This is a genomic window from Pseudoalteromonas nanhaiensis, from assembly GCF_051235485.1.
GTDB classification, from domain to species: Bacteria; Pseudomonadota; Gammaproteobacteria; order Enterobacterales; family Alteromonadaceae; genus Pseudoalteromonas; species Pseudoalteromonas lipolytica_C.
In genome coordinates, this window is sequence record NZ_JBPNYQ010000006.1 from 145,559 (window position 1) to 167,606 (window position 22,048).

Annotated in this window: 21 protein-coding genes; 2 read left to right on the top strand and 19 right to left on the bottom strand. The window is 37.6% G+C overall.

Annotated elements, in window-relative coordinates:
* From ACSFVZ_RS08105 to ACSFVZ_RS08130, 6 genes are read right to left on the bottom strand one after another with little or no spacing between them, the layout of a single operon-like run.
* Nucleotides 1-741 carry a cytidylyltransferase domain-containing protein gene (locus ACSFVZ_RS08105; RefSeq protein ID WP_435558566.1) on the bottom strand — a complete coding sequence of 247 codons (741 nt, stop codon included), beginning with the start codon at nucleotides 739-741 and terminating at the stop codon, nucleotides 1-3.
* Nucleotides 738-1,814, bottom strand: a complete 1,077-nt coding sequence (gene pseI, locus ACSFVZ_RS08110) for a pseudaminic acid synthase (RefSeq protein WP_435558568.1) — start codon at nucleotides 1,812-1,814, stop codon at nucleotides 738-740. Before pseI ends, ACSFVZ_RS08105 begins: the two co-directional genes overlap by 4 nt.
* 24 nt (nucleotides 1,815-1,838) lie before the next feature.
* Nucleotides 1,839-2,843: a UDP-2,4-diacetamido-2,4,6-trideoxy-beta-L-altropyranose hydrolase gene (gene pseG, locus ACSFVZ_RS08115; RefSeq protein WP_435558569.1), complete on the bottom strand. Its 1,005-nt coding sequence runs from the start codon at nucleotides 2,841-2,843 to the stop codon at nucleotides 1,839-1,841.
* A gap of 36 nt (nucleotides 2,844-2,879) precedes the next feature.
* Nucleotides 2,880-3,872, bottom strand: a complete 993-nt coding sequence (locus tag ACSFVZ_RS08120) for a GHMP family kinase ATP-binding protein (protein WP_435558570.1) — start codon at nucleotides 3,870-3,872, stop codon at nucleotides 2,880-2,882.
* 2 nt (nucleotides 3,873-3,874) lie between these two features.
* Nucleotides 3,875-4,579, bottom strand: a complete 705-nt coding sequence (locus ACSFVZ_RS08125; RefSeq protein WP_435558571.1) for a sugar phosphate nucleotidyltransferase — start codon at nucleotides 4,577-4,579, stop codon at nucleotides 3,875-3,877.
* 1 nt (nucleotide 4,580) lies between these two features.
* Nucleotides 4,581-6,104, bottom strand: a complete 1,524-nt coding sequence (locus ACSFVZ_RS08130; RefSeq protein ID WP_435558572.1) for a B12-binding domain-containing radical SAM protein — start codon at nucleotides 6,102-6,104, stop codon at nucleotides 4,581-4,583.
* Between the two features lie 297 nt (nucleotides 6,105-6,401).
* Here ACSFVZ_RS08130 and ACSFVZ_RS08135 point away from each other — a divergent pair, with 297 nt between their 5' ends.
* Nucleotides 6,402-7,928, top strand: a complete 1,527-nt coding sequence (locus ACSFVZ_RS08135; protein WP_435558573.1) for a sulfotransferase domain-containing protein — start codon at nucleotides 6,402-6,404, stop codon at nucleotides 7,926-7,928.
* Nucleotides 7,925-8,794, top strand: coding sequence for a hypothetical protein (locus ACSFVZ_RS08140; RefSeq protein WP_435558574.1), 870 nt, complete (start codon nucleotides 7,925-7,927; stop codon nucleotides 8,792-8,794). Before ACSFVZ_RS08135 ends, ACSFVZ_RS08140 begins: the two co-directional genes overlap by 4 nt.
* A gap of 102 nt (nucleotides 8,795-8,896) precedes the next feature.
* Here the strand turns inward: ACSFVZ_RS08140 and ACSFVZ_RS08145 are convergent, their stop codons facing one another.
* The 13 genes from ACSFVZ_RS08145 to ACSFVZ_RS08205 form a co-directional block, all read right to left on the bottom strand.
* Nucleotides 8,897-9,823: a CgeB family protein gene (locus ACSFVZ_RS08145; RefSeq protein ID WP_435558575.1), complete on the bottom strand. Its 927-nt coding sequence runs from the start codon at nucleotides 9,821-9,823 to the stop codon at nucleotides 8,897-8,899.
* Nucleotides 9,824-9,834: 11 nt separating this feature from the next.
* Complete coding sequence (locus ACSFVZ_RS08150) at nucleotides 9,835-11,148, bottom strand: nucleoside-diphosphate sugar epimerase/dehydratase (protein WP_435558576.1); 1,314 nt, start codon at nucleotides 11,146-11,148, stop codon at nucleotides 9,835-9,837.
* Nucleotides 11,142-12,080, bottom strand: a complete 939-nt coding sequence (locus tag ACSFVZ_RS08155) for a GDP-L-fucose synthase family protein (RefSeq protein WP_435558577.1) — start codon at nucleotides 12,078-12,080, stop codon at nucleotides 11,142-11,144. Before ACSFVZ_RS08155 ends, ACSFVZ_RS08150 begins: the two co-directional genes overlap by 7 nt.
* Nucleotides 12,073-13,011, bottom strand: a complete 939-nt coding sequence (locus ACSFVZ_RS08160) for an NAD-dependent epimerase/dehydratase family protein (protein WP_435558578.1) — start codon at nucleotides 13,009-13,011, stop codon at nucleotides 12,073-12,075. Before ACSFVZ_RS08160 ends, ACSFVZ_RS08155 begins: the two co-directional genes overlap by 8 nt.
* Nucleotides 13,011-14,189 (bottom strand): DegT/DnrJ/EryC1/StrS family aminotransferase, encoded by a 1,179-nt coding sequence (locus tag ACSFVZ_RS08165; RefSeq protein ID WP_435558579.1) that lies wholly within the window; start codon nucleotides 14,187-14,189, stop codon nucleotides 13,011-13,013. Before ACSFVZ_RS08165 ends, ACSFVZ_RS08160 begins: the two co-directional genes overlap by 1 nt.
* Complete coding sequence (locus tag ACSFVZ_RS08170; protein WP_435558580.1) at nucleotides 14,189-15,253, bottom strand: alpha-ketoacid dehydrogenase subunit beta; 1,065 nt, start codon at nucleotides 15,251-15,253, stop codon at nucleotides 14,189-14,191. Before ACSFVZ_RS08170 ends, ACSFVZ_RS08165 begins: the two co-directional genes overlap by 1 nt.
* On the bottom strand, nucleotides 15,237-16,190 hold the full coding sequence (locus ACSFVZ_RS08175) for a thiamine pyrophosphate-dependent dehydrogenase E1 component subunit alpha (RefSeq protein WP_435558581.1): 954 nt from the start codon (nucleotides 16,188-16,190) through the stop codon (nucleotides 15,237-15,239). Before ACSFVZ_RS08175 ends, ACSFVZ_RS08170 begins: the two co-directional genes overlap by 17 nt.
* Before the next feature lie 33 nt (nucleotides 16,191-16,223).
* On the bottom strand, nucleotides 16,224-18,299 hold the full coding sequence (locus ACSFVZ_RS08180; RefSeq protein WP_435558583.1) for a motility associated factor glycosyltransferase family protein: 2,076 nt from the start codon (nucleotides 18,297-18,299) through the stop codon (nucleotides 16,224-16,226).
* Nucleotides 18,300-18,306: 7 nt separating this feature from the next.
* Complete coding sequence (locus tag ACSFVZ_RS08185) at nucleotides 18,307-18,603, bottom strand: hypothetical protein (protein WP_435558584.1); 297 nt, start codon at nucleotides 18,601-18,603, stop codon at nucleotides 18,307-18,309.
* Complete coding sequence (fliS, locus tag ACSFVZ_RS08190) at nucleotides 18,593-19,015, bottom strand: flagellar export chaperone FliS (protein WP_435558585.1); 423 nt, start codon at nucleotides 19,013-19,015, stop codon at nucleotides 18,593-18,595. The genes ACSFVZ_RS08185 and fliS overlap by 11 nt, the downstream gene beginning before the upstream one ends.
* Nucleotides 19,016-19,053: 38 nt before the next feature.
* Nucleotides 19,054-20,460, bottom strand: coding sequence for a flagellar filament capping protein FliD (gene fliD / locus ACSFVZ_RS08195; RefSeq protein ID WP_435558586.1), 1,407 nt, complete (start codon nucleotides 20,458-20,460; stop codon nucleotides 19,054-19,056).
* Between the two features lie 26 nt (nucleotides 20,461-20,486).
* Nucleotides 20,487-20,909, bottom strand: a complete 423-nt coding sequence (locus tag ACSFVZ_RS08200) for a flagellar protein FlaG (RefSeq protein WP_435558587.1) — start codon at nucleotides 20,907-20,909, stop codon at nucleotides 20,487-20,489.
* 86 nt (nucleotides 20,910-20,995) lie between these two features.
* The gene (locus ACSFVZ_RS08205; protein ID WP_435558588.1) at nucleotides 20,996-21,979 is read right to left on the bottom strand and encodes a flagellin N-terminal helical domain-containing protein; all 984 of its coding nucleotides are present in this window, start codon (nucleotides 21,977-21,979) and stop codon (nucleotides 20,996-20,998) included.
* Nucleotides 21,980-22,048: the final 69 nt, after the last annotated feature.

The following is a 22,048-nucleotide window of genomic DNA, read 5'->3' on the forward strand; positions in this document are numbered from 1 at the left end:
TTATTCACCTAAGCGCTTTTGATGTACATGTAAATTAAGCTGCGCAATAGCTGGATGCTGTGCTAAAAAAGCCATTATATCTTGACTGCTTGCACACAGAAGATCATCAGGGTAGGCAGCAACTAGCGCTTCAAACATTGTAAAATCGGCAGGCTCATCAATACATAACCTCGCAGCACTACTGATATTAGTCAACGCTTTAAAGTGACCACATTTGAATAACTCAGGATGCTGATAGATGTAAGGTGTAACGTGTTCACGCTCATAGTCTTTAGAAGCCTGTTTAGCTGCATACCTAAGTGCTGCAACTGACATAATTTCTGCGTCAAATCCACGAATAAGATTGCCCGTATTAAGACTTGTATAGTCATCACCTTGCGCTAAGTGACTACTAACTAACTCATCAATCAATTTGCCATCAACTAATGGGCAATCAGCCGTCAAACGAATAATACGGTCCTCGTTATCTAATGCTAATTCATCTGCCACTGCGTTGAAACGAAGCAGTACATTATCTTTGCTGCCTCTAATAACTCTAACGCCTCGTTGCTCGCAAAATGCGACTATCTTATTGTCATTTTCATTCTCGCTGGTCGCAATAACATGCTCAACCAATTTTGTAGCTTGAGCAACACGGCTGATGTGGTAGTCAAGTAACGACTTCCCCCAAACCTGTAGCAATACTTTTCCAGGTAACCGTGTTGAATCAAGTCGCGCTTGTGAGCAGGCTACAATCTTCATTGTGTTACGTACTCTAGTTTCATCGGTGTTCCTTTCGTTAACGCTTGTTTCGCAGGTTTACCAATTAATTCATCTAAATAACGCGGATGCAATCCCGAGCCAGGACGTACAGAACGCAGGTTTTGTTCGGTAAATAACTCGCCCTCTTTGATATCTTCTGCAATATAAAGTGAACGACGAAATGCAACATTATCTTGCTCGCTTTTTGCCAGTCTAAAACTAGGCTCACCCAGTGCCCTTTTGGTATTTTTAACCGCAGACACCATGCGAGAAAATTCATTTGGATCTAATGAAAAAGCGGCATCGACACTTGTTGTATCGTTCGCCATTTTGAAGTGCTTTTCAATAATACTGCCACCTAAGGCAACAGAGGCAATCGCAGCAGTATCCGCCAAACTGTGATCACTTAACCCTACAGGTATATCTAAATACTGATGTAAATAGGCCAAGGTTGAAAGATTACAATCAGCAATTGGAGTAGGATACCCACTCACGCAATGAAGAATAGCTAACTGCGTGCCACCCGCTTCTTTCACAGCAGTGACTGCTTCTTCAATCTCAGCGAGCGTCGCCATCCCCGTCGACATGATGATAGGCTTACCCGTTTTAGCAGCGTATTGAATCAGACCAATATCAGTAATTTCGAATGAGGCTATTTTATATGCAGGGCAATTTAAATCTTCGAGTAAATCAATTGCTGTTTTATCAAATGGTGAAGAAAACAAAGTGATGCCATGCTCTTTAGCTCGTGCAAATAATGCCTCGTGCCAATGCCAAGGTGTATGTGCTTCCTCATATAATTCATATAAGGTGCGACCCTGCCATAATTTATCTTTCACAACAAATTCAGGACCATCATGATCCAGGGTAATTGTATCTGGACGATATGTTTGAATTTTAATTGCACTTGCACCCGTTTTTGCTGCTGCATCAATTAGTTCAAGTGCTTTATTAATATCGCCACCGTGATTTCCTGAAAGTTCGGCAATCGTGTAAGGTTGATAATTTTCACCAATATCGACACCATCAATATTGATACTCTTGTGCAATTGCCCAACATCAAATTTTTTCATTATATTACATCGACCATTATTTGATTAATCTAGCGCTTCAATAATGCGCTCTGCTGCCATGCCATCAATTGCCTGTTGGCCATAAAGTGACAACTTTCTCTTTTTATCGGCTGAATTAAGCAAAAATAGAGCCTGTTTTACCACATTAGCAAAGTCCGGCTGCTCATTTCTAAAATCTATGCATTGATAAGCCGCATTGTTTAGTGTTGAGTCTAATGCTTGAGATTGGTTATCAACCAAAACTAAAGCAATCGTTGGTACGCCTAAATACATTAATTCGTACAAACTCCCTCCTGCTGACGTAATAGCAATATCAGCTTCACTCATTAATCTAGCGAGATTTGGATAATCAATATGTAATTCAAACTTAGCATGTTGCTTTAACCTGTTGAGCAAAGTAAGTGTATGTTCTGAACAACTACTACTCACTGCAACAACGAGCTTTGAAATATCATTACTAGCAACAAGTTGTTGGCAAAGCTCGGGAGTCAACATTTTGACATCCGTACCACCTAAACTAATGAAGATACTCTTTTCAATAAAGCGTTCGCGCGCCCTATACGATTTAAACTCACTTCGTATTAGCCGATAATCTAAACCTTGTAACACCCTAGGCGCTTTATGAATTGTATCGACTACATCACTAGGATTGACGATTAAATCAAATTCTAATGGCCCCTGATACGTGCCATCATCAAATATAACAAGTTGTTTTACGGTGTTTTTTAACTGAATTATTGTTTCGTTTGATAGAGCATAATCATCGACAATTAAAATATCGGCTTTTGATAGCATGTTTACAAGAGCGATTTCATCTACAGCACACTTTAGAACCACCCCCATCCTGCTGAGTTTACTATGCAACTGAGGGGCTAAATCACGGTAAAAAAGTGTGACCTTATGCTGTTTGTTAAGCAGCACTTCGATCAACGCTATTTGTCGCATTACATGCCCATAGCCAATTTGCTGGCTTGCATTTGCATAAATACAAAGTGTGTTATTAACCTCTTGATGCTTTTTAAATTGCAATTTCAAACCCTCTTGCAATAAGGACTAAATTAAAGCTTACTCATAGTGCTCATAACTAACAACTTTACTGCCTTCACTACCTATATTGCAGTTAACATGTATTAGGCTTGAGAGCGCAGCTTTAATTTTATTATGTGCATCTGGGGGAGCAAAAAACATCATAAATCCTCCACCGCCAGCGCCAAGCAGTTTACCACCCAATGCACCGGCTGCTTTGCCTACGTTATAAATTTCATCTATTTGTGGATTGGATACCCCATTGGCTAGCTCGCGCTTTAACTGCCAAGCTTCATCTAACATCAAACCAATATTCTCAAATTGAGGCTCCTTGGACTGCAAGATACTCTTAGCCTCAACAGCCATTTGATGTAACGTGTTTAATTGTGACGCTTTCTTTTTGACATTTTCTATTTTTTTTACCGCAATGGTTTCCGCAATTCGAGTGAATCCTGTAAAAAACAGTAAGATATGATTATTTAAAATGTCATGGTTACCAGGTCTCATTATCAACTTTGATACATCAATACGGCCGTTATGATTAAACTCAATATAGTTAGTGCCACCATGAGCAGCCCATACTTGATCTTGAGAGCCAACTTTCTCTTTAATAATCTCTTGCTCGATCCTTATAGCCTCAAGCCCTAATTGAGTGGCTGAAGTAATTTTACCTTCAAGAGCACGCATGGCATTAATTAAACCAACAGTAAAAGCTGAACTTGAACCTAAGCCAGAGCGCGCAGGTAAATCGCTAAAATGATGAACCTCAATGCCATGCTCTGATGGATGTTCTTGCATCACTGCTCTAACTGCTGGGTGTTGAATCTCTGAGGGATCGCAAACATTTTCTATTTTAGAGTAAACAATTCTATGTTTGTGCTCAAAAAACGGTGGTAATTTCCTGAGGCTAAGATAACAGTATTTATCAATGGTCGTTCCAACTACAGCGCCACCATTTTCCAAATACCAAGCAGGATAGTCTGTCCCCCCACCAAACAGGGAAACCCGAAACGGAGTTCTTGTAATTATCATAACTACTCCTTAAAAATAAATTGAGCCTGTAAATAGCTCTCAGGTGTGCCAAAATCTAAAAAGTTATAGCCTTCGTTTACACACTTTATCGGCGGCCTTAAGGGATCCATTAGATACTCCCTTTCAAAGGAGAAGATATCTCTGTTTTTTAATGATTCCAGGTGTGTCTTCTCTAAAAAGTACCACCCAGCATTTACCTCTCCGGCTACATCAAGAACTTGTTTCTCTTGAAATGAACAAAGTAGGTCACCAGATTTACTTACAGCTCCGAATCTAGAAGCATTGGACACTTTTGTGGTTAACATACCACCACAGCATTTGCTTTTTTGAACAAACTCAGATAAATCAAAATCCACAAAAGTATCACCGTTACACACCAAAAGTTCGGTCAAGCTACCTCTTTTTTCTAAATCATTGATTGCATCGACAATCGCTCCACCTGTTCCCCTTGATTGCGTTTCTACATGCCAAGATATATCCATACCTAAAAGTTTTGCCTGTTGAAGCCATTCTATAACCTGATCAGCCAGATGTCCGAGTGATAAGTGAACCTGCAGAGCTCCTTGTTTGTGGAGCCACTCCATTAAGTATTGTATATACGGTTTACCGTTTATATCAGCTAGTATCTTCGGCCGATCACTCACTAGTTTTCTTAACCTAGACCCCTTGCCCCCAGCCAAAACCAAGACGATTGGTAGTTTATCCATGTTATTGTTCATTAATTTTTATCTGGTTAGCTGCCCTTTCAACAATTTTACGACGCAAGCGGGTTTTAGCCATCGTGTTAATATGCTCGCGAGTATTAAGGCCGAACTTCTTCTCAACAAAGTCGAGATATTGGCAATTTTCAAAATAATTGTGGAAAGCTGAATCCCTGAAAGCTAACACCTCTGCTGCAGAAACATGGTTAGTAGGTAGAGGCTGACAATCATAACTGTGCTGAGAATAACCTGACCAAGTTTTTGGTAACTCCCACCCAAGCTTTTTAGCGTCAACATAGAGCTTTGATCCTGGATAAGCCATTGCAGAGTAAAAGTTAATAAACTCACACTGCAGCTCCACAGCTAAATCCAATGTTTGTTGCATGGCATTAATGTCATCATCGGGCAAACCAAAAATGAAGTTACCCATAACATTAATATCAGCTTCTTGAATCTGCTTCACAATATTTCTAATATCATCCTGAGAGAAAGATTTCTTAGCACCATCTCTGACCACTTCACTCCCGGATTCGATTCCTAGAGCCAGCCAACGGATACCAGCTTTACGTAACAAGGGCAGAGTGTTTTCTTTAACTGTATCTACTCTGGCGTATGCCCAAATATTAAGTTCATCTGCAAACGGTAACTCTGCTAGCATTTCACAAATAGGAATATAGTGGTTTTTTTTGAGTACAAACATTTCATCAATAATTTTGAAAGTCTTGACTCCATACTCCTCATAAAGGTGTTTTATTTCCTCAACCACCGCTGCTGGACTACGAGTACGATACTTATTTGTATCAAATGGAGCATTGATACAACAGAAAATACATTTGTAAGGACAACCGAGTGTGGTGTAAATTGAAGCATATGGCTGCCTTGACTCTAGCTCACCAAAACATTGCCAGTTATGAGCGCGATACTTCTCCATTGGGAGTAAATGCCACACATTTCCATGTAAATCGGTGTCTAGGTCATCAGAGATTTTTGCCTTAGGACCATAATAATACTCCCCTCCTTGCTCTCTATACACAAGCCCTTTGACTTCCTCAATACGAATCTGATTATTAAGAGCTTGCCAAAGCTCAAAAGAGGTTACAGTACCCTCGCCTTGGCATACATAGTCGACTCGCGTTTTTTCAAGTGTATCCTGGGGTAAGGCTGAAACATGACCACCGATTAAAAGCGTTTTAACCTCAGAGTTAATAAGTTTTAGCTCGTCAATGAGATCTGAAGCACCAGTCATAACCTGAGTTGATGCGGATGGTTGGTGGCCAAAAGCGACTATTACAACGAGTTTAGGGGCTAAGTCATTAATTTTTTGCGCCGCATTTTTGACACCTAGAGCTTCTGCTTCAGTGTCAATAATCTGCACAGGAACCTCTCTATCAATTAAATAACCAGCAACGAGTCTGGTCCAAAGAGGTGGTTCGATAGCTGTAAGCTCTTCTCCAAGAGACTGATAGATCTTACCTCTTCCTCCTGGGTTGACTACAACTACTTTTCTCGACTCTTGTGAAATTGAATTCAAGGTATCTCCTCGACTTTTATTTAGTGTATAAAGCTATATCGGCTTGAGTGGTAAAGTCTTTAAACAATCGATATAGATATTTAATTTTTTATTTTGATATCAACCATATTCTAGCCACTTAAGAAGTTGACTTAAAGCTTTGTTTTTAAAACAATCACGTTATTGGCACAAAATTTTCATACCCAAAACAATAAGCAGAAGAAGTTTAATGACAAGGATTAACAAAAGTCATTGCATCAAATAAGCCTTTACATCAGTTATGAAGATACAATTAGCCGCTTTAAAAGGATAGACTCAATGAACAAAATTATACTATCAGGCCAACCAAGAACAGGTTATGCTCTGTTTAACACTATCATACACAAGCTTTTGTTATGTAGTGGAAAACTTAACCAAGACATTAATAAGAAAATAGCGCAAAACGCATTCCAAGAATTTGGTATTCAGCTTTATCATGGTTATATGAAAGCACTTGAGCCGTATGTAAAAAATAAAGAAAATATTATTATCAATGGTGAGTTCAGAACTATATGTGGTGGCCCACAGTGGTTTGGGCCTGACGGTGAGATGTATGTAAGAAAGTATATTGGCATTGTTGGCATGGGAGACATCCTTGTAACTCATAAGATACCAAGCGAGTTAAAGTACTTTTATGATTCGATTCATTCACATGAAAACCCGAGTAACTTGCTAAACTTAGTAGATAATAAAACAGCTTTTGCGACCGTCAGAAATCCTCTTGGGATTTTCAACTCCGCCAACCACTCAATCAATGCTCTATCTAGTGAGTATTTGCAAAAGTTTTGCCCTGATAAATCACCAAGTGATGTAAGGGAAGAAATGTCAATTTGCAAGTTCTCAGACCTTAAGCTCTGTACGGGCTTGCTGAAGCACCAAAAGAAGTACTGGGATGAGTTCTTAAATATAAAAGATAACTTTAACGTCATTAAATGGGAAGATCTAATAACACACCCCATCACCACATTGGAGAAAATATCGGCAATTTTAGGCATAAGTTTGCCTCATTCAGCATTAGCATCTATTTGGAACTCAATGGATCACGTAAATACCATGCTATATCATCAGCACAACTATAGAGAGCAAAAAGGTATTATTGGCGACTGGAAGAATAATATTGTAAATGAGCACATAGAGCTTTTCTTACAACATGGTTTCCAGCATATAGTAAAAGATTTGGGGTACTCAGAGCTCAAATACCTAAATGAAAATGAATACACTCCCAAACAAAGAGAGATTGCTGAAAATATTAAAAATGGCAATAAACCAACCATAAAAGATCGAGACTTCCTAACATTCAGCTTTAACAAGTCCAATATAGATGCAAGTGAATATAATTTTTATGTTGGCGATTGGGTTGAAAATACAAAGATTGAACGTTCCACTTTCACAAATATTGAGATGTTAGAAAATATAATATTAGAGTCTAATAAAGTTCTAAATAGAAAGATTAATAAAAAGATAAAAGCCGAAGACAGTTGCTTTGAAAAGTTGGAACAAGAAATAAAGAGCACTCTAAATCAGGGTCTAAACTTAGGCCTTTGGGGTATATCAAGTGACTTTTCAAAACTAATTAATGAATTAGGTATTGATATTTCAGATTATCCAAATTTAACCTTATTTGATCAACTGGAGTCTGGTTTAATAATTAACGGTAAAACAGTCGCTGAAACCGGTCATCTAAAAAGCTTTAATGGAAAAGTCATCGCATTGCCACAGCATGATCAAGCAATTGAAAGTATGAAAAAGTTCGCACAAGGACAAGGCTTCTCTGCCAAATTAATTACCAAGGAGAACTTCGAATGAAGAATTTTGCTGTCGTAAGTTACGGTTACTCAGCTAGCCGCTGGCTAGCTTATAGCCTATCCCTACACCCAAAAGTATTTGTGTCCCATGGAACTTATGCAATAGACTCAATTTATAATGGCTCAGATAGTATTGAAAGAGAACATGAAAAATCAGGTGAGCGCCTTGACTCACTAACTCGTGGAAGAGAGAGGCTTGATATAAAGACTATGGCAATTAATAAGCTCTACTCTTTGTATCAAAGCAGCTTTCCTGGTATGCAAGCATATGGCAATGTACATACATACGTGCCTAGAGAGCTTTTTTATAAAGAAGGGGGAGAAAGTTTAGACATACGAGTATTTCACTTAGTAAGAAACCCCATTGCATTTTTAAAGAGCCACACTACCGGAGTGCTTCAGTCTCATAATGTGCCAGAACTAAATGAACACTATGAAAACTTTTATAAACTCTTCTTAACAAGGTTCCCCTATATCCTTAAAAAAGCTTGGTTTGACAAAGGCAACCCAAATCAAAGAGCATTCATCATTAGCTGCTATACTCTCTTCAACTTAGCTCAAGACATAAGGAGGTACGGTAGCCTTATGAAAACTATTAGAATGGAAGACATAACAACGAACCCAATAGCCTTAAAATCCATCTGCGAGGAAATAACGGATTGCGAATACGATCAAAACTCATTAAAGCAATGGGTTGAGAAAGGGAAAATAAATCAACATCAGACAAGCCATAAACAAAAAATTAATCTATCAAAAGATGAAAAGGTTATCTTGCAATCTATAATACCAGAAGAGTTATACGCTTATTTATATACGCTGAATTATGAATTACCTGAACTAAATCATGACCATAAGAAATTCGATTAAATTTAAACCAGCTAATACTTCAAAGATTTAAAAAATAATATTGACCAATGTAGTGATTCAATAATCCATTGCTCGGGATTATTGAACCACTACACTGAAGTTTTACGCATTAAAGTTTAAATTAGACAGGATTTCCTTTTGAGCATTTATTTTAACTTCATCGTTTTCTATAAAGCTTAGCCTTTTTAACTGAAAGTTTTTAATAAATTGTTCATTCACCAACAATTCACTAACTTCTGCCACAAGAGTATCAGGCTGACAATGAAACACATACCTATCCAAATCACAAGAAACTTCTGTTTCCTGTGAAAGTATCGGAGAGTTATGCAGCAGGTGATAATATAACCTTGAATTTGAAGGGTAAGCCCAATCCCTGCTTTGAGGTATATTGAGTGTTAATTTCGCTCTACTGACAACGTCCTCCCTATGGAAGTCAGCAGTGAGCATTGGTAAAACAACGACATTAAACCCAGCTTCACTCAATAAATTTATTTGTTCTTGTCTATATGACGTCATTGTTCCTGTAAACAAAACATCTATATCTCTCTCACGGAATGGCTTCATTTCAAACCTAACTAAAGATTTAAAGAAGACATGAGGTAAGTATATTACTGGAGTACTAGGAATTGCTCGCTGATATATTGGAACTTGAATATCAGACAGATGTAATATCAACTTTGATATAGGCGCAATTTTTTTAAAATTATCATGCCTTTTTTTCCAATAAACTTTTTTTTCGTAATGCTCCTCACTATTAAAGTCATTAAAGCTATTAAATGTAGTGCCAGTTAAAAACTCCGTTGCAATTACTATAAATTCAGCACCTTGCTTATGTGCTTGCATCACTTTTTCTGTATATTCATCATCAAAGTTTTCAATTAATATATTTATTTTGGATATATCAATTGATTTAGCAATTTCGACCTCAAACCCTATTGAGCTAAACAATTTTTGAGCTAACTTGATTGTATCAGTAACATGAATTCCAAAGTTCCAATGGTTATCATATGTAATTCGCATTTTACTCATATAAATTCACCTTATAAGGACTTTAAAACATGAAAAGTCCAGGTTTTACAAAGCTCTTTAGAATTAACATTTGGAAGCTTTGGCCTACTATCACTCAGTAAGAACTCCACTTTTTCAATCAAAGAAGCTTCTGAATCAAAATAATTTATGTAAAATTCTGGATATTTTGACTGAAAGTGCCTTGTTTCTTTATTATCTTGCTCAATTAGGTAAGCCCCTGCCTGTATAGCTTCCCTAACTTTCCCCTTACATTGGCTTCTAAAACTGTAAGTTTGAGTATTAATAACTACTTGCGTTTTTCTTATCGTATCTGCGTACTCTTTAATTGATAGTGGCTTTCTTGCTTGCCCAGAAACACCTCCAAAGTGCTTAAAGCACTTACCAAAGTGTTTACTCAGAGTTTTAACCCACTTTTCCCGCTCACCAACTAAGCTACCAAATAACCCAATTTTAACTTCTTTAGGCTCTTCTGGAGTGGTATAAAAAAGAGAAGGATCAAACCAAGTGGGATGAAAAATAACTTTTTCAGGATGGCAATGTAATTGGTAAGGAGGAAGCTTTTTAGCCATTTTTTTTAGCCTACTTGCATTAGAGTTTTCAATTATCAAATCTGCATACTCTAATACATCTCTTTCGTAATCTAAATACCCCGACTCTTCATTCTCTTCATCATAATCCCACCATACTGTTACAATTTTCAACTTAGGTAGCTGACTTTTTAAGTTAAGAAAAAATGATTTAGGAATATTTTCTTTTACATGAGTGGGAGTATGTACCAAAAGAACCGGCTTGAATGCCAAAATGCGTGACTCTAGTTCTTCACACCACTTTCCCAATGCTGCAGCCATAAACTCAGTTCCATAAAGCTTAAAAAGTGCTGCAGTCGGATATCTTTGGGATAACTCTGTATATATATTATCTTCGTAAGCTCGGCTAGAAACCAGTACATTTAAACTATAAGAGCCTATATCTTGAGGTGATATTATAGGTAAGTCGTTTAGTTTTTTACCCCAGAGCTTTTCATTCTTATCAGCAATAGCAATAACATTAAGACGACTAATGTACTTCCAATATTGTGTTGTATGAGCCCCAGCACCATAAACTACAACTGGGGCTTGACCAGTTTTAGACAAACAATTGTCTACAGACCGACTTACTAGTTCTTCACTGTCTGCCTCTTGCCAACCAAATGCATAGGTTTCATGTTCACCAAGTAAGCCAGACTGAACCATAGGCTCCCTCACCTCTAATTTTCCTGCTGAGTCTTCGTAAGGCTTTGTTTCAAACAAATGAATGGCAAAAAAGGTTCTTGGACTATTTAGCATTGTTTTAAGTAGTCCTGGTATGTCATGGTAAGACCTGTTTTAAAGTCCACTTCAGGTCGCCATTTAAATTGCTGGCAAAGTGTTTTATCAAGTGATTTATGGGGCATTCCGTCTGGTTTAGAAGAGTCCCACAGGATTTGTCCGGAGTACCCAGTCACAGCAGCAATCATGGAACCTAACTCCTTAATTGAAACGATCTCTCCACCGCATAAGTTAATCGGCTCAACCCCCTCATAATGCTCTAAAAAATACAGCATTCCTTTTGCAGCATCATCCACATATAAAAACTCTCGGGTCGGCTCTCCACTCCCCCATAGCATAACCTCACTTTTTCCATCTAACTTTGCTTTATGAAATCGGTTTATCAAAGCTGGAATTACATGACCTCGTTCATCATTAAAATGATCACCGGGACCATAGAGGCTAGTAGGAACTAGTGTTAAATACTTACGGTCATACTGCCGGGCATAATACTCTGTTAACTTTGTAGCTGCGACCTTAGCAATAGCGTAAGCTTCGTTTGTTGGTTCAAATGGACCGGTTAGTAAGCTTTTCTCTTGAATTGGCTGTTCTGCAAGCCTTGGGTAAAAACAGTTAGAAGCTAGATTAAGAAACCGCTCAACACCTAATTCGGCACTTGAACGTATTAAGTTTGTTGCAATCATTAAGTTATCGTACAAAAACTCAACTGGCTGGGTACGATTGGCCTCAATACCACCAACCATCGCTGCAGCACCAATAATTACATTTGGCTTTGTATCAGCAATAAAGTTTTTTACATCGGACTGGCTTCGCAAATCAAGAGATTCTTTATCTGCTGTGATTATTTCCACATCTAACGTAGAAAGCGCTTTTATAAGCGCTTTTCCAACTAGCCCTTTATGGCCTGCAACAAATACCTTCTTATTGTTTAAATCGAAAATCTTAGACATTGCTATATTTTGTATTTGATATCATATTGTAGCCCTTAACAAGTTCGGAAATACCATCTTCTAAAGAATATTTAGGTAAAAAGCCAGTAGCCTCAACTTTATCGTTAGAAACGATATAGTCACGTTTATCAGGATCTTCTCCTATCGGTGCTTCTAAAAATGTAAACTGCGGCACTTGCTTCTGTATTTTTTGGCAAAGCTCTAGCTTAGATAGATTGGCATCTGAAAGACCTACATTATAGGCTTCACCTTTCATTGTTTCGAAATTTTCTAGTCCGTGAAGAAAGGCCCTAGTTACATCGCGAATATGGATATAATTACGTTTGAAATGAGATTCAAACAGAACAACTGCTTTATCCTTTACTGCGCGATACACAAAATCATTAACTAATAAATCCAAGCGCATTCTCGGAGCAAAACCAAAAACAGTAGCGAGTCTAAAGCTTATTGATGTTTCACGCTCAAGCACTGCTGCTTCAGCTTCAACTTTGGTCTTACCATATAAGCTGATAGGGTTAAGTGGACTTTCCTCTGTGCATAACTTCCCAGACTCACCTATTCCATAACCACTGTTAGTGATAGGCATTAAAATCATTTGCTCTTTACTTAGAAGCTTAGTAAGCGAAATAACTGAATCCCTGTTCGTTGTTATAGTTCCAACTTCATCACGGGAGCACAACGGCGCTCCTACTAGTGCTGCTAGCGGGATAATTACATCATGTTTACTTGCCAGACTAGACATTAAGCTTAAATTTCGACAGTCACCACGAATAACAGAAAAATTAGGGTTCACACAAACAGCGTTGAGAGAGTCTTGCCCAAACATAAAATTATCTAGAACTGTTACTTTATGACCTTTTCGAAGTAATTCAGGGACCATAATAGAACCCAAGTAACCAGCACCACCTGTTACTAAAATATTTAAAGCCATTAGATTACCTCCTTGGCAACATTATCTAATACTTTACGTAATTTAACTAACTCAGCACTTAAGTCAAATGGATGATTACCAACAAAAAAACCATTGTCATGAGCAATATTAGCGTTAACTATCGACGAAGCTTCAGTGTAATCGTAATACTTTATTACATCGTGTCGTAAAAAGTTTCCTCCAGTAATAATTCTAAAACCGATTCCTGCTTCAGTTAGTGCATCAAAAATAGCTGAACGGTCGAACTTCATCTCTGGATTTAAAATTATTGTAAAGCAAAAGCATGAGCTTACACCATTCTCTTTTTGAATAATGAATCTATCATCATTTGCAAATAGCGATTTAAATAATGCGAAATTTTTCCTTCTCGCTTTAGTAAAATCAGGCAGCTTTTTCAATTGCTCAATACCTGCAGCTGCGTTCAACTCAGTTGGCCTTACATTATAGCCAGGTAAAATGAAACGATAAGCTTCGAAAAGATCATCCTCTTTTTTATCGAATAAAAGAGAATCAGCTGGTAGGTCTCTAGTCCAACCATGGGCTCTTAGGCTACGGCAAACTTCATTTAGCTCATCATCATCTGTCAAAATCATTCCGCCTTCCATGGTTGAAATATGATGGGAAAAAAAGAAACTAAATGTATTGAGGTCTCCAAATGTACCAGCTTTTTTACCATTTAACTCCGCATCCATAGACTCACAGTTATCTTCCATAAAGTACAATCCATTTTCATCAGCAACTTCTCGCATAACATCTAGTGCTGCAGGGTTACCTAAAATACTAACCCCTAAAATCATACGTGTATCTTCTGTTATCGCCTCACGCAAAATATCAGGGTCCATATTCAACGTTTCAAGCTCAATATCAATAAACCTAACTTTTAAGCCATATTGTTGTAACGGATGATATGTAGTAGCCCAACTTAAAGCTGGTACTAATACCTCATCTCCTCGTTTAAGGGGGTTGTTTTTTTTAAAAAATAGTGAGGCTACTGATATTAAATTAGCTGATGACCCCGAATTCACCATAATTGCATGTTTCTTTTTATGGTAGCTGGCAAACTGTCGCTCAAATTCTGATACAATTGGGCCCATGGTAAAAAAACCAGAATCGATTACTTTTTGTAGTGCCTCTAACTCTTCTTTTCCCCAGCTAGGTGCAGCTAAATTATATGACATTAAAATGGTCCTTTAAATTGCTTCTGGTATGCCAACTCACATTGAGTATCGCTTGGCTCCCAAGTACTTTCTGGATGGCATAAATTCATAGCTGTTACTGCTATTGATTTAGGCGATGGGTAAAAAGCATTTTCTAGCGATGGAGTTGTTGGACAAGTAGTTGCAGCAAAACCAAGTCGCTTAACCTGTACTTTTCTTGTAATAAGCTCGCTTTCAGCAACCCTAGCAGATATTTCCGCAGAAATTCCACAATTAAGCCAGCCATTATCAACTATTAATAGCTTTCCAGTCTTATTTACCGATTGCTCTATAGTTTTAGAATCTAATGGTGAAATTGTTACAGGGTCAACAATTTCTACACTTACTCCTTGCATTGAGAGTAATTCCGCAGCACGAATTGCCTCAGTAACCATATTGGAAATGGCAACTATAGTGATGTCGGAGCCCTCTTCTATTACCCTAGATTTACCAAATTCGACAGTATATGGTTGCTCTGGAACATAGGACTCAGTACCATAGAGCAACCTATGTTCCATTATGATAACAGGGTTATTATCCCTAACAGCTTGTATTGTTAACCCCTTAGCATCATAAGCATTAGATGGGGCCACTACTTTCAGTCCAGGAACATGCGCAAACATTGCGTGAAGTCCCTGTGAGTGCTGGGCTCCCTGCCCCCAAGATTTACCAATCATAGTTCTCACTACTAGAGGAACTTGAACCGTACCACCGTACATATAGTGACTTTTTGCTGCAATATTAACTAACTGATTCATACACAACATCATAAAGTCCATACGTATATGGACGTGAATAGGACGTTGCCCAGCCATTGCAGCTCCAATTGCAACGCCTGTCATGGCATCTTCAGATAAAGGAGTGGTAAATACTCGCTCTGTTCCAAACTTATCAACCAATCCAAGTGTTGAGCCTTGTATTCCTTTATGATCGTCTACATCTAGACCCATCATAAATACGCGTTGATCTTCAAGCATCGCCTGCTCAGCACCTTCATTAAGTGCTTCGTAATATTTTAATAGGCGAGTGTTATTTAGCGTAGACATAATCGTACAGCTCCGTAGGATCAGGAAATGGGCTTTGTTCTGCAAACTCTAAAGCTTCTTTAATTTTGGTCTCAATTTTTCTATCGATACTATCACGCAGCTCTGGTGTTAGAGTTTGGCCTAGAGTTATCAAAACATCATTTTCCCGCCACTGCTTAGCATCTTCTGAAGTTCTATAGCCTTGGTCATAGTCTTCATTCGGTCCAACATGCTCACTCCAACGATGAGTAAAGCACTCTATGAAAGAAGGTCCTGACCCCTTTCGCATTTGCTCGATCTGTGCTCCAACATATTCATGTATTGCTAATATATCTGGTTTGGTAAACTGTTTAGATGGAATTCCGTATGTACTTACTCGTTCGGCTAAATAGGGCGTCGCCCATCGCTTTTCTATTGGTTCATGGATCGCTAATTGATTATTTTCACATACAAATAAGATTGGAAGTTTGTGTAATGCAGCAAAGTTGATACTTTCACTGAAACAACCTTCTTCAGTTGCACCATCGCCCATAAAAACAACTACCACATCTGGTGATTTTTTTTGCTTAATAGCCAAGGCATAACCTACAGCAACAGGAATTCCAGTACCAACAACAGCTGACATACCAATAATACCTTGTTGGGAGTCAACTAAGTGCATGGAACCAGCTCTTCCTTTTGCACACCCCGTTACCTTCCCATATAGTTCTGCCATCATCGCGTTTAAGTTTCCACCTTTCGCAAGATAAACGCCATGCCCCCTATAAGTACCGCATGCATAATCTGATTCCTTGAGGTGATCTATTACAGCAGAACATATGAACTCTTGACCGATCGCCAAATGCACAGGGCTCTTAATCTTGTCGCTCGGATATACTTCAGCTATCGCTTCTTCTACTTTTCTAATATAAGCCAAATCATAGTAAAGTCTGGCATTTACATCTGGATAACGCACCATAGCATTTCTCTAAAATTAAATAATTTAAATCGTTTAGTATAGTTCCCAATCACACTTATCAAGCAGATGTCTTTCACAGTGGCTTTTCATATCTTTTAAATAACTAACCCATAAACCATTAAGACGAGAATAAATGATTAGAGAGCTACTTTCATCAAATTTAAACAAATATGTCACCATTGGACAATGGTAGTACAACAAAGATCCTTTGATTATATGAAAAATATGACTTTTCAACGTTTTCTTATATGTATACAAATATCTTTGCTGTCTTTTAAGAATATTAGAGGCATCCTCGATACTCTTCGGAATTTCGCTAGCAATACTAATCAAATGCTCAAACACTTCATCGATCTCATTTTTATTCAAAGAATCAGAATTTACCCCTTTGAAATCAACTGCTGTAAATAAATTCTTTATGGCTTCGATTGTTACCTTTTTATCAATAGAATCTAAATCTATCAGATCCTCAACTTTTACTGGAATTGCCCCTTCAATATAAGCTCCACTACCAACATTATAAATATTTGAGGAGCTTAACTCGATTAATCTCTCTAATTGATTATTTGAAACTTTGTAAAGATGGTTAGTTAAAACCTTACCACCAAGATTCCCCTTTAAATAACCATCATTTTTTTTACTCGCATTATACCTATACTTTTGACCTGAATTATCATTATAAATACTGAAAATTGAATGCGATTTACCATTATTACTTTTACCGTTATCAACCCCCATTAAATAGATGTTTTTAAAACCAAAATGAATTGCAAATGACAAACCTGTATTTGCTACCAAAGGGTTTGAATAGGAGGTGGGTATTATTTTTTGATAACCATTTAACATTAATTGGCTGTTAATAAAGTCAGTTCCGGCTTCGTTTCCTTTCAGAGCTAAGCCTGACCAATTGTACAACCCTGTGGTATCAGGATAGACTGTATTTACAGACATCAGGTTAATATTGTTTAATTCAGACTTTGAAGCCATATCTAGTACAGCCTGGTAATTCCTGTAGGGTCTTTCAACTAAAATATGAAAATCAACCTTTACCCCCATTCTTAATAAAGATGTGAGCGCAGTTCCGCATGCAAAAATAATCGCATTATCTTGGTTTTTAATTAAAAAGTCTTTTACTTCATCAAGAGAAGGACCATTTCCAACAATTAAAACGGGGGTATCGCTAAGCGCTAATGCAAGTCTGTTTTTGGGTGAATATAGAGAAGTGCCATTCTTCAAATGATAAAAAGAATGCGAAAGCCCAGTTATTGCATCATTGTAAAAGCCATGACCGAACTGAAACTGAAAATAATCCTCAAAGAACTTTGTAATTACAGAGTTTAGTTCAGGCATTGGTGTATGCTGATAACAGAAACTTCTCACAATAGAAAATGCACCAATATCTTCAGATATTGTTTTTAAATCATTAACAATAGTTTCAGAAGTAGCGCCTAAAAGTAAAAACAAACAACTACCATCATTGTCTAATTTATTTATGATTTCATACCAGTCAGTACAATATAAACTTGCAAAAAAAACCTCAAAATCTGGCTCAATAACAAAAACATAATCAAAATCGGTTTTACTAAGTAATATTGGAAGGTGGTAACCTAAACCAATTCCAAATATCATTGCTGTAGGAAATCTGCTGGGTAACCCTTGTAAAGCTTCAAAACTCCCATCCTCTTCAATACTCCCTATTTCTTTGCCCAACTTTCTCATAAACTCAATGTGTAGCCGTGTATCCCTCATATCTTTAGGGTAATGAGAATATGATGTTAAAGTAAACGTTGGAGATTCTATAGATTTAGTCACTTGAACCTTAGCTTGCTCTAATGGTGAATCAGAATAAATGGGAGTTGATTCGCCCTTGCAAATAAAATTACCAAACCCAGTTTTAGTAACATGAATGCAGAAGTCTTCACGAGGTTGATAATTCTCAATAGCACGTGCTATGTTAGGGTAAAACTTTTCAAAGGCTATGAAGTTATTTTGAAAACGTTCATTAGCGTCAACTGCAAACTTCTGCTCTCTAATTTGCTGTTCTTGAGCTTGATTTAGTTTTTGTTCAAGCTCAGTAAATTGAGCTTTTAAATCATCAGGTAAGGTCATAGATAGCCTATTTTAGTTGGTTATATAGCCCAACTTTCTTTTTATTTTGTACAAGCTTTGAGAGCTCGCTCTTACTATTTTCTTTTGCTTGACTCAGGGTAATACAAAATTTATTGAGACGCTCATCAAGTATAATGAGAGTATGCTGTTCAGCTTCACTCAAAGACTTTGGACTTTCAAAAATTTTTTTTAAACAAAGCATTAATTCTAGCGCTTTAGATTTAGCATCATCAATACTCATTGAATTAAAATTTTGTTCCAACACATCTAAAATTGCTTTTGCTTGCTCAATTTTAGCTTGCATGGGCGCTATTTTCAGAAAAAGTTTGATTACGAGTTTCAACAGGGATCGCATCCCAGGCTGATTTGATTTCTTTCAATAAACCAGAAACTTCGTCAATAATCGAAGTGTCATTTTTAATACTTGCATCTAACAAACGGTCGATCATATATGAGTATAAAGCATATAGGTTCTCTGTAACCTCACCACCCACTTCAAAATCTAAACAACCACGAAGAGCCTCTAAGATTGCAGATGCTTTTGATAAATGTTCACTTTTGACTTCAAGGTGCCTTTTTTCAATTGCCACTTTCGCCAGCACCATCTTTTCAATAGCGCCAGCCATTAGCATTTGAATGATTTCGTAACGGTCAGCACCTGCAATGCGAGTTTTAAGTGCTTCTTTTTGATAATTTTTAACTTTTGCGTTGTACATGGTTCACCTATATGCCTAAACAAAGAGAAAAATAACTTTTATGATGATGACTTAGTAAATCCTGGAAGACTAGATAGTTGTGCACTTAAGTAAGTTTGTGTTGACTGCATTTGCGCTAACAACACATCTAAGCCTGCATATTGCTGGCGAAGCCTTACTTCTAACTCTTCCATTCTATATTCATGATTAATAACATCATCTTCTAGGTCATCAAGTTGAGAATTTAAGTTAGTTTCTCGTTGATTCATGATTCCTTTAGAGTCTAAATAATTGTCAAAAAGAGACTCTAATTGTTTTGCTATCCCATTTTCACCTGCAAAAGCCTTGCCAATATCATCATAATTTTCATCCATTGCTTCATTTAAGCTACGGACTAGGCTAGATTTTTCCAAGTAACCATCTTTATCAACACCTAAACCAATATCAAAGATACTTGAAAAAGGACCTGCATCCGTAATAGGTGTTGAAAGAGCATTAATTAATTGAGAATCGAATGAACGAATAGTCGAATCAGCATTTAAAGGCTTACCTACACGCGTTTGCAAGCCAATTTGACCTATTAGGTTATTATAGTTCGCGATAAACTCATCAACTAGCTTAGTAACACTTTCAGTGTCTACGTTTACAGATAACTTCGCTGTTTCACCGTCAACACTTTGTCGCTTTGCAACAATTGTCATGTCTTGTACAGCATCTTTAAATGTATTGGTATCATTAACAATTGAAATACCATCAACTTTGATTTCTGCACTTTTAGCTTCATCATCAGCAGCAATAGCAATACCGCCTGCAGTAACACCATCGTTAGCAAGTGTTGAAACATTATCAAGTTCAGCAGTATCGTTGGTAATAACTAAATCATTACCTGCACCTGATACATTTGATGTGAGAACAAGTTTAGACTCCGTGCCCGTATTAATGATGTTTGCAGTTACACCGAAGTTCTCATCTGAATCATTAATAGCATCACGTAAATCCGCTAAGGTCGCACCTGCATCAAGCGTTAAATCAAAGCTCTCATCACCAGCAGCAAAATATAAAGTACCGCCAGAAGCTGTAACAACATCGTCTGTTGAAGTAAATAGACCAGCATTTGAGGTAGCACGACTACCCTGAGCAAGCTCAATCACTTCAATATTAAAATCCCCAGGCGAGATATCTGAAGTTGGTGTTACAGATATGAGGTCACCATCATCACTAGTCGGTTGCTTAATATTTGCAATACGCTTGTTAAAATTATCAATATCAGCAAGCTTTTCGATAGTATCCTGAAGCTTTGACATAGCTGATTTAACTTCGCCCAACGAAGATAGTTCAACCTTCAGGGACTCTTCTTTTTCTGCAAAAGCTTGTAGTTTAGGGGTATTCTCAGCTGATAATGTTGCACTGATGATGCTTTCCAGATCAAGCCCAGAACCAACCCCAGCAGATGTAATTAATGCCATTGTAATACTCCTAAAAAACTGTATTGCTACGCTGTTCTATCGAACAACAAACCTTTATTGCTTAATTTATCGGCAAATTCTTCTAAAGCTTTAGCTACTTCGCGAAATTCTTCTGTTGGAATCTCTCGAATTACTTCATCATTTTCTTTATCAAGAACTTTGATAATGGGTGGATCACCTTTTTCATCAAATTCAAAAATTAAATTTGTTGATGTAACTGGGATATAACTATTAAGCTTTTCTAAGTTTTGTTTTACTTCGGCAATTAGAACTTTTTTGTCTTTTTGCTCATTTTGTTTAGAAACCAGCTCAATATCCACCGCCTCCCTTCCAGCAAGTTCTGTGCCTTTATTTGCTTTAATATCATCGATTTCAGCTTTTAAATTTGCAGAATTTCCACTGGTAGTAAGGTTATCATTAGACCTTTGTGTTGAATTAAGATCTATCATAGTAACACCTCTTAATATCTTACTCGTTAAGTATAAGCCACTTCAGAGCAAATTTCCTGAGTCTGAAGTGACTTATAAAACAAATATTAGCCTAGTAGTGAAAGTGCTACTTGAGGACGTTGATTTGCTTGGCTTAAGATTGATTGGCTAGCTTGTTGTAAGATTTGCATCTTCGTTAAGTTAGCTGTTTCTTGGGCAAAGTCTGTATCTTGGATACGTGATTTCGCAGCGCTTAAATTTTCTGCCACGTTACTTTGATTTCGAATAGTGGATTGGAAACGGTTTTGTACCGCACCTAGTTCTGCTCGCTTTTTATCTACGACCGCAATCATTGCATCCATACCTGCAAGAATAAACTGTGCATTGGCTTGTGTAGAGACACTAATAGTGTCAGCATCAAACCTTGCAGCAAAACTATCTGTTCCAGTAGCTATTGCTACGCCTGAAATATCTGACACGCCTGCAGCTAAAGTTGTTAACCCCTTATCAGCTGTTGCACTTGCAACACTTGCAATACCTGAAAGAGTAAATCCACCTTGAGCAGCTAAGCTTCTATTTTGAGTATCTTCAGATGTGTTCCCTACAGTTTTCATGCTGAAACCTATAGTTTGAACGGCATCTGCACCAACTTGAAAGCTAGCATCATAAGTACCATCAAGAAGGTTTTGCCCACCGAAAGTTGTATCTTCAGCTACACGATTTACTTCCTCAGAAAGAGAGCGAATCTCTTCTTGAAGTGCTAAACGGTCCTCATCTGTATTTGAACCATTTGAAGCTTGTTGTGCAAGAGTACGAATACGCTGGAACATCGATGTTACCTCATCTAGCGCACCTTCAGCTGTTTGCGCTAAAGAAATACCGTCGTTCGCATTTCGGTTACCTTGCGTTAAACCATTAACTTGACTTGTTAAACGGTTAGCGATCTGCATACCAGCAGCGTCATCTTTTGCACTGTTAATGCGTAAACCTGATGATAGACGCTTGAATGAAGTGTCCAGTGAATTACCAGAATTCATTAACTGGCGTTGTGCGTTCAAAGAACTCACATTTGTGTTTACATATAAAGCCATATTAGCCTCCGCTTTATCATTTTATAGCTAAACAGCGGGATACCCCTACCCAGCTACTTAACCGACTTA

What these genes read in the sequence shown, in the direction of transcription:
- ACSFVZ_RS08105 (WP_435558566.1), bottom strand. Translation starts at nt 741, where the DNA reads ATGAAGATTGTAGCCTGCTCACAAGCGCGACTTGATTCAACACGGTTA.
- pseI (WP_435558568.1), bottom strand. Translation starts at nt 1,814, where the DNA reads ATGAAAAAATTTGATGTTGGGCAATTGCACAAGAGTATCAATATTGAT.
- ACSFVZ_RS08120 (WP_435558570.1), bottom strand. Translation starts at nt 3,872, where the DNA reads ATGATAATTACAAGAACTCCGTTTCGGGTTTCCCTGTTTGGTGGGGGG.
- ACSFVZ_RS08125 (WP_435558571.1), bottom strand. Translation starts at nt 4,579, where the DNA reads ATGGATAAACTACCAATCGTCTTGGTTTTGGCTGGGGGCAAGGGGTCT.
- ACSFVZ_RS08135 (WP_435558573.1), top strand. Translation starts at nt 6,402, where the DNA reads ATGAACAAAATTATACTATCAGGCCAACCAAGAACAGGTTATGCTCTG.
- ACSFVZ_RS08140 (WP_435558574.1), top strand. Translation starts at nt 7,925, where the DNA reads ATGAAGAATTTTGCTGTCGTAAGTTACGGTTACTCAGCTAGCCGCTGG.
- ACSFVZ_RS08145 (WP_435558575.1), bottom strand. Translation starts at nt 9,823, where the DNA reads ATGAGTAAAATGCGAATTACATATGATAACCATTGGAACTTTGGAATT.
- ACSFVZ_RS08150 (WP_435558576.1), bottom strand. Translation starts at nt 11,148, where the DNA reads ATGCTAAATAGTCCAAGAACCTTTTTTGCCATTCATTTGTTTGAAACA.
- ACSFVZ_RS08155 (WP_435558577.1), bottom strand. Translation starts at nt 12,080, where the DNA reads ATGTCTAAGATTTTCGATTTAAACAATAAGAAGGTATTTGTTGCAGGC.
- ACSFVZ_RS08160 (WP_435558578.1), bottom strand. Translation starts at nt 13,011, where the DNA reads ATGGCTTTAAATATTTTAGTAACAGGTGGTGCTGGTTACTTGGGTTCT.
- ACSFVZ_RS08165 (WP_435558579.1), bottom strand. Translation starts at nt 14,189, where the DNA reads ATGTCATATAATTTAGCTGCACCTAGCTGGGGAAAAGAAGAGTTAGAG.
- ACSFVZ_RS08170 (WP_435558580.1), bottom strand. Translation starts at nt 15,253, where the DNA reads ATGTCTACGCTAAATAACACTCGCCTATTAAAATATTACGAAGCACTT.
- ACSFVZ_RS08175 (WP_435558581.1), bottom strand. Translation starts at nt 16,190, where the DNA reads ATGGTGCGTTATCCAGATGTAAATGCCAGACTTTACTATGATTTGGCT.
- ACSFVZ_RS08180 (WP_435558583.1), bottom strand. Translation starts at nt 18,299, where the DNA reads ATGACCTTACCTGATGATTTAAAAGCTCAATTTACTGAGCTTGAACAA.
- ACSFVZ_RS08185 (WP_435558584.1), bottom strand. Translation starts at nt 18,603, where the DNA reads ATGCAAGCTAAAATTGAGCAAGCAAAAGCAATTTTAGATGTGTTGGAA.
- fliS (WP_435558585.1), bottom strand. Translation starts at nt 19,015, where the DNA reads ATGTACAACGCAAAAGTTAAAAATTATCAAAAAGAAGCACTTAAAACT.
- fliD (WP_435558586.1), bottom strand. Translation starts at nt 20,460, where the DNA reads ATGGCATTAATTACATCTGCTGGGGTTGGTTCTGGGCTTGATCTGGAA.
- ACSFVZ_RS08200 (WP_435558587.1), bottom strand. Translation starts at nt 20,909, where the DNA reads ATGATAGATCTTAATTCAACACAAAGGTCTAATGATAACCTTACTACC.
- ACSFVZ_RS08205 (WP_435558588.1), bottom strand. Translation starts at nt 21,979, where the DNA reads ATGGCTTTATATGTAAACACAAATGTGAGTTCTTTGAACGCACAACGC.